This window comes from Sedimenticola hydrogenitrophicus, from assembly GCF_025175675.1.
Lineage (GTDB): Bacteria > Pseudomonadota > Gammaproteobacteria > Chromatiales > Chromatiaceae > Sedimenticola > Sedimenticola hydrogenitrophicus.
Genome location: NZ_JANIOA010000075.1, coordinates 1 through 6,880, shown reverse-complemented (window position 1 = coordinate 6,880; position 6,880 = coordinate 1). Strand labels below are relative to the sequence as shown.

General features: G+C 61.4%; 5 protein-coding genes. 2 read left to right on the top strand and 3 right to left on the bottom strand.

From position 1 onward, the window contains the following. The first annotated feature begins 452 nt into the window (after positions 1-452). Together NPX02_RS20720 and NPX02_RS20715 are read left to right on the top strand one after the other, a co-directional pair. Positions 453-1,025 carry a DJ-1/PfpI family protein gene (locus NPX02_RS20720; protein ID WP_260295960.1) on the top strand — a complete coding sequence of 191 codons (573 nt, stop codon included), beginning with the start codon at positions 453-455 and terminating at the stop codon, positions 1,023-1,025. A 230-nt stretch (positions 1,026-1,255) separates the two neighbouring features. Beyond that, complete coding sequence (locus NPX02_RS20715) at positions 1,256-1,609, top strand: ribbon-helix-helix domain-containing protein (protein WP_260295959.1); 354 nt, start codon at positions 1,256-1,258, stop codon at positions 1,607-1,609. A 74-nt stretch (positions 1,610-1,683) separates the two neighbouring features. On the opposite strand, the gene NPX02_RS20710 is transcribed toward NPX02_RS20715, so the two are convergent. The 3 genes from NPX02_RS20710 to dsrO are packed head-to-tail and all read right to left on the bottom strand — an operon-like array spanning position 1,684 to position 6,543. Further along, positions 1,684-4,767 (bottom strand): molybdopterin dinucleotide binding domain-containing protein, encoded by a 3,084-nt coding sequence (locus NPX02_RS20710; protein WP_260295958.1) that lies wholly within the window; start codon positions 4,765-4,767, stop codon positions 1,684-1,686. 28 nt (positions 4,768-4,795) lie between these two features. Beyond that, the gene (gene nrfD, locus NPX02_RS20705) at positions 4,796-5,818 is read right to left on the bottom strand and encodes an NrfD/PsrC family molybdoenzyme membrane anchor subunit (protein ID WP_260295957.1); all 1,023 of its coding nucleotides are present in this window, start codon (positions 5,816-5,818) and stop codon (positions 4,796-4,798) included. Then, positions 5,815-6,543 (bottom strand): sulfate reduction electron transfer complex DsrMKJOP subunit DsrO, encoded by a 729-nt coding sequence (gene dsrO / locus NPX02_RS20700; RefSeq protein WP_260295956.1) that lies wholly within the window; start codon positions 6,541-6,543, stop codon positions 5,815-5,817. Before dsrO ends, nrfD begins: the two co-directional genes overlap by 4 nt. Between the last annotated feature and the right edge of the window lie 337 nt (positions 6,544-6,880).

Genomic DNA, 6,880 nt, shown 5'->3' with positions numbered 1-6,880 from the left:
TATTGTGCCCAGCGTTTGTCGACAGTCCGCCGGGCATTGCCCGCCGGGATGGTGGCATGAGGCTTAAGGTCTTGTTTTTATGCGAAATATACGCGCAGGGACGCCACGTAACCCGATGTAAGCCTGTCTGAGCCACGGCGCTGCACCGAAAGAAGCCAGGAGATCCTGTGCCGTCATGCGGACGGCAAGGGACTCCAACATGACACTATGGGCAATACTTTCACAGTCTCTCTGCGTGGGAATGCATACCTCGCCGCGTAGGGTGAGTACGCTTTTCGTGCCTACGCGGAAGGTGCGGCACCGAGGAAAAAAGGTGGGCACAGACTACGTGCCACCCCACGTTGCTGTATTCCCGCAACAGGTCCGCATCAGCAATTGTAGTAATCCCTTAATACCCCCTGTAACGGTCGCCCTGCTAGGGTAATGACTCCACCAGCAGAGGAGGGAGCGCAATGACCAATAAAAAGATTCTGATGATCACCGGTGATTTCACCGAGGACTACGAGACCATGGTGCCGTTCCAGGCGCTGCAAGCGGTCGGCCATACGGTACATGCCATCTGCCCGGACAAGCGTGCCGGGGAGACGGTGGCGACCTCGATCCACGATTTCGAGGGCCAGCAGACCTACAGCGAGAAGCGCGGCCACAACTTCACCCTGAACGCCAGTTTTGCCGAGATCGATCCGGCACAATACGACGCCCTGGTGATCCCGGGTGGCCGGGCGCCCGAGTACCTGCGCCTCAACGAGGCGGTGCTGGCCATGGTGCGCCATTTTTTCACCGAGAATAAGCCGGTGGCATCGATCTGCCACGGTGCCCAGCTGCTGGCCGCGGCCGGGGTGCTGGAGGGTAAACGCTGCTCGGCCTATCCGGCCTGTATGCCGGAGGTGAAACAGAGCGGCGGCGACTACGCTGAGATCGCCATCGACGCGGCGGTGACCGACGGCAATCTGGTCACCGCCCCCGCCTGGCCGGCACACCCGGCCTGGCTGGCGCAGTTCATGGATCTGCTCGATCAGACGTAGCGGGATGCGGCCGGCTGTAGCGCGCGCGCCGTAACCCGCCGTTTGGTGGTCGGGGATTTGGTGGGTTACACGGCGCCTGGGTGTTGTCGCAGCCGGGAAGAGTCGTGCCTGTGCGCCGCTAACCCACCCTACGCTTGCTACAACGAGCGGTTATCGCCGCTGCGGCTTGCACTATGCTTAAGCGATGGCGGGGACACGTTTCTGTCTCCCTCGGATAGCGGGAGGTGCCGATGTGCAAACTGTTTATTAATGCCGACGCCCAGCTCTGGGATAGCAGCACCCGGTCGTTACGCATCGATGGCATGGTCACCAGCGTGCGGCTGGAGAACTATTTCTGGAACACCCTGGAGGAGATTGCCCGGCGCGACGGCATGCAGGTGCCGCAGATGATCACCCGGCTCTATCATGAGTCGATCGACGCGGGACACGATCTGGGCAACTTCACCTCGTTTCTGCGGGTCTGTTGCATGCGCTACCTGGCACTGCAGTTGAAAGGCGAGATACCCAGGGAACCGGCGGTGGCCATCGCCTCGCTGGATGCGGAGCGGATCCTCGCCCGCGAGGCGGTGAGGGATCTGCATTGAATCCAGCGGTCAAGGGTTTGACGGCGGTCGATCATGGACCGGAAGGGTAAACCCCTCCGGCCCGTTTTGCTGGATCAGGCCTTTTCCACCCGGGCAGGGAGCCCCTGGCGGGCCACGCTGCCGACCACCCAGTCGGCGAGTACCGAAGCCCCTTCACGTTGTGGATCGGCAAATCCCAGGTCGTTGATGTTCACCCCCAGGCCGGCCAGCCGTGATGGGGTGGTGAAGCGGTCGCCAATCTGGTGTTGGCGCGCCCCCAGTTCCCGGTGGCCGAAACCGTGTTCGATCCCCAGTACGCCGGGCTGGATGCCGTTGCGCACCAGTGCCTGACCCTTGACGATGCCACCGGGCGTGGTGATGCGGATGCTGTCACCCGACCTGATCCCGAGTTTTTCCGCGTCGCTGTAATGCATGGCGATCGCGTTGGAGGGGTGGAACTGCTGCAGTTTCTGGATGCCCGTGGTATGGGACGACACATAGGGCGACTTGGTGCTGACCACCTTGTACGGCCAGTCGGCGGCTGGAAAGCTACTCTCCAGCAGCGAACCGTCGGCGAGTGATGGCCTGATCCAGGTCGGTGTGCCGTGATAGCGCGCGCCGCTCAGCGTATTCCGTGTGGTGCCGAGTTTTTCATCATAGATCTGCAGCGGGCTCTTGTACTGCCGCGCCAGGGCATTTCCCTTGTACCCCATCTCGGCATCCTCGAAGCGCCCGCCGCGGGCATAGACGTAGGCGGCCTTTCTCCACTCATCGGGTTTGAGTATCGACTGCAGGTCGTTTGCCAGGCGATCAACCCCGGTCAACTGCAACTCCTCGTCGTCCGCGTCGGCTACCGCGCCACCGTCAAAGGCCACATTGGCCGCGGCGCGCAGATAGAACTCCTCCGGCCGGTTCAACGGGTGCAGGTTGCCCTCCTGGTCCGCTATGGCATTCTCGCCAAATCCCGGCAGTCCCATGCGCTTGGCCACTTCGATGAAGAACCACTCCATGCCGACCGGGGTGCCCTGGCTATCCTTGACCTGTGTCGGCTCGATGACCGGCCAGCGGGCGGTACTCACCTTGGTCAGATTGCCGCCCCAGGCGCTGGCCCAGCCCCAGCTCTCGTAGAGTACCGAGTCGGGGACGATGTAGTCGGCGTAGGTATTGCTCTCGTTGATAAACGGGTCGACCGAGATGAGCAGGGGCAGTGTCTTCGGATCAGCCATTTTCACCTTGACCTGCTGCTGCAGGCCGGCAACCCCGTAGAGGGGGTTCGAGCTCCACAGGATCAACGCCTTCAATGAATAGGGGTAGCCGTTGATGGCCGCGGTCAGGAACTCCGAGGACATGGCGGGCGACAGGGGATACCAGGGGGCCTTGGACGGATAGGGATTCTGTCCGGCGGCCACCTTGCGCTGGTACTCGCTGCTCTTTTCGTAGGGGAATCCCTGGCGGCCGAGGCCGACCCCCTTGGCCTTGACCATGCCGGGGAATTTTTTCAGGTTATAGCGGGGGCCGGGGGCGATCTCCTTGAAGCGGCCGCCACCCGCGCTGGTGCCGCCTTTCGCATTCAGGTTGCCGACCAGGGCATTGAGCATGACGATGGCGTAAGCGGTATAGAAGCCGTTGCTGCCCATGGTGCCGCCATGACAATCGGCGGCGGCCTTCTTGCCATGCGCCGTGAACTCCCGGGCCAGTTCCACGATGGTGGAGACCGGTATGCCGCAGGCTTCGGAGTATTCCGCCAGGGAGTGTTTTTCGGCCTCCTCCTGGAGCAGACTGAGGCTGCTCTTGACCTGCAGTTTCTCGCCATTGGGCAACACAACCTCGCCCTGGTAAAACAGTTCGGCGGGACCCACGGCCGCCTGACTGACGACTTCACCGCTGGCCTGGCCTATCACTACCAAGGGCGACTCCTTGGGGTCGCCGTCGAACAGCTGCAGGTCGCTTGCACGCAGGAACCGGCCGTTCTTCGGGTGTCCCTCCTGGGTGACCACCAGATGGCTGGCGTTCGACCAGCTGACCTCGCCGGCGGCCGCAGCGGCTGCGGCATTGGGCTGACGCAGGAATTGCTCGTCATAGCGCCGGTTCTCCAGGATCCAGCGCATCATGCCCATCACCAGGGCGCCGTCGGTGTTCGGTTTGATCGGCAGCCAGCGGCTGTTTTTGTCCGCCGCCATGCTGTCGCTGTTGGTCAACACCGGATCCACCACCACGTATTTCAGCTTGCCGGTGCTGCGGGCCTTGGCGATCTGCTGGCCCTGGCGTTTGAAGGGGTTGCCGGCATTACCCGGTGCGGTGCCGATAAACAGCAGGAATTCGGAATTGATGAAGTCCGGTTTCAAGTGCGGCTGTTTCTTCCAGTCACCCAGCAGTGCGGCGTATCCGGAGCGCATGGAGAGCCCGCAATAGGAGCGGTGACCGGTGAAGTTGACGGTGCCGAAGCTCTGCTTGGCGAAACGCGCGGCAAAGCCGAGACGCCCGTCCTTGAACGGCGGTATGACCGCCAGTTGGTTCGCGCGGGGACCAAACTCCGGATTGGCCGGATCAATGGGCGTCTTCAAGTCACGAATAGCCCGTAACCCATCCACATGGCCTTCGCCAAACAGGTCGCCGCCCTCGACCACTTCCCGCAACAGTTGCTCCGGTGAAATGGGTGCCCACTTGCCTTCACCGCGGGCGCCGATACGTTTCAGCGGTACCGTCACCCGGTTGGGATCGGTCAGTTTCGACAGCACCGCGTTGCCGCGAGCACAGGCCGTTGAACGACCGGCGAGCCCCTGCTCTTGGAAGCGGCTGAGGGAGACAAAGCTCTGCTTGACCGGTGTGGCATAAGGGATATGTTGATCGGTGGAGAGCAGGTGGTAGGGGTTGCCGGTTACCCGGAGTATTTTGTTCCGCACCTTGTCGATGCGCACCCGCACGCCGCAGATGGTGGTGCAGCCCATGCACATGGTGTAGGCCATGGCCTGGTTGGGGTTGGGCGTCAGGACCCCGGTCTCGGGGTTGACAGTGAATTCCGGACTGGGTGCCTTACCGCTGATCGGATGGTCAGGCTGGTCGCCGGCCCAGGCGCCGCGCAATAACTGCTCGGCGGTGTGACTGTAACCGAAGCCGAACGCCGTCAGTCCACCAGCCGCGGCGGCACCTTTGAGAAAATTGCGACGTGAAGTAGTCATACTGATTCTCCTGAATTGTTCTGCCGGGCTAGACGTCGGCTGGTTGGTTGTACTGGGACAACAGGGACCTGATAACGATGAGGATCAGCAGCCAGAGGCCGATGGATCCGAGGATGCCCAGCAGGCCGTCGGCAGTCAGCGGAAGTTCGAAGTTATAGAATCCGGCGCCATTTTTCGGGATGCCCTGGCCGCCGATAAACATCACCCAGCGCAGCATCCAGGTACCGAACAGTGCCAGCAATCCGGTCATGAGGTTCAATCCGGTGTGGTTGAACAGGGTCAGGATCAGCGGCAGCAACAGACCGACGCCGATCCAGAACACCAGGGTTTCCAGGGGGCGGAATTCCATCGCCAGGCGCAGCAGTGCCGCTCCCGACCCGCTCAGATTCAGGTAACCTGCCACAGCCCATGCGCCGATCCATACGCCGGTGAGGGCCAGTGATGCCGTCAGCCAGCGCAACAGCAGTCGGTTGTGGGCGAGGTTCTCCGTCGACTGCAGGCTGTTGATCACCAGGGCGAGACCGGTCGCACCGGCCAGGCCGCTTAGCAGATAGGCCGGCACCAGCCAGCCCGACTGCCAGAGTACCCGGCTGATCAGGATACCCATCTCACTGCCGGTATAGAGCACAATCCCCGCCCCCAGCACACCGGTCGCCAGTGCGGCCATTCGCGTAACCCGCTGGTTTCCAGCCGGATCCCGGTACAGCCCCTGCAGACCGAACAGCAGCAGCGCCGTTAAATAGGCCGGTAGCAGAAACGCGCCCCAGGACATCCAGGATGTGGGGGTGAAGTTCAGGTAGAACTGATAGAACCTGGCCGGCTGATGGAGATCGGCGAGGAGTGCCACCGGCGCCACCAGGCCGGTGGTGATGGCCACCAACAGTCCCAGTCTGGCGACAGGCAGCCAGGTCGCCGTGCGCGACAGGTAGGCCGGTGCCGCCAACACAATACCGCCAACACTCAGGCCGATAAAAAAGAAGTACTGCACCGCCCAGCTGTTCCAGGTGATCTCCTGGGTGACGCCGATGATTTCGATAATGTTATTACTCATGACATGGACTCCTGTGGGAGGGTCTCTGATCGCTTCCAGGGGCTGGGGACACCCTCGATCTTGTTCTGCAGGCGGTTATCGAGGCCGATGTAATAGACTTGCGGACGGGTCTTCAGCCCGGGCTGCAGGCCATCGGTGTGGACGCTGTTGATCAGCCGGGATACCTCGCTCCGGGGGTCTTTTATGTTGCCGAAGATGCGCGCGCCGCCGACACAGGTTTCCACGCAGGCGGGAAGCAGTCCGGCCTGAACCCGGTGGACACAGAAGGTGCATTTGTCGGCGGTTTTGGTTTCATGATTAATGAAGCGGGCATCGTAGGGACAGGCCTGGACGCAGTAGGCGCAGCCGACGCAGCGGGTGTTGTCGACCACGACGATGCCATCCGGGCGTTGATAGGTGGCCTGCACCGGGCAGACCGGAATGCAGGGCGGGTTCTCGCAGTGATTACAGAGTCGCGGCAGCATGGCGCTGCGGGGCTGGTGGTCCTTTTCAACCTCGTAGTGGCTGACCAGGGTGCGGAACTGCCCCGCGGGTACCCGGTTTTCCGTCGAACAGGCGACCGTGCAGGCCTGGCAGCCGATACACTTGCGCAGATCGATCACCATTGCCCAGCGGGGCGTGTCTCGTGTATCCGCCGTTCCCTCCGCGGCAGACGCCTCGCCCAACACCGGCGCGGCAATTGTGGTTGCGACCGTGGCTAAAAATTTTCTTCGCGTGCTGTCCATTTTGATACCTTTTTATCGAAGTGGTGAAATCACACAAAACGCTTTCTTCTGATAAAAAGGTTACATCCTTATAAACCATGAAAATATTGTGGATGACCGTATTGTGGAAAACCGAAACACATCTCCCGGGAGTCGGTCTGCTCGCAATTGACCGGTGGTGAGCTACTATTCATCCATGACTCGAATGGCACTTACTTAAGCCAAGAACCACCGTCTTAAGCCAAGAAACACCGTCATCCCGGCGAATGCCGGGATCCAGAACCCGCATCCGCGGTTAATTCATGGATTCCGGCCTGCGCCGGAATGACGAGAAAATGGATTCCTGCCTTAACTTAGT

Excerpts from the sequence above, each read along its gene's own strand:
- NPX02_RS20710 (WP_260295958.1), bottom strand. The coding sequence starts at position 4,767 with ATGACTACTTCACGTCGCAATTTTCTCAAAGGTGCCGCCGCGGCTGGT.
- NPX02_RS20715 (WP_260295959.1), top strand. The coding sequence starts at position 1,256 with ATGTGCAAACTGTTTATTAATGCCGACGCCCAGCTCTGGGATAGCAGC.
- NPX02_RS20720 (WP_260295960.1), top strand. The coding sequence starts at position 453 with ATGACCAATAAAAAGATTCTGATGATCACCGGTGATTTCACCGAGGAC.
- nrfD (WP_260295957.1), bottom strand. The coding sequence starts at position 5,818 with ATGAGTAATAACATTATCGAAATCATCGGCGTCACCCAGGAGATCACC.
- dsrO (WP_260295956.1), bottom strand. The coding sequence starts at position 6,543 with ATGGACAGCACGCGAAGAAAATTTTTAGCCACGGTCGCAACCACAATT.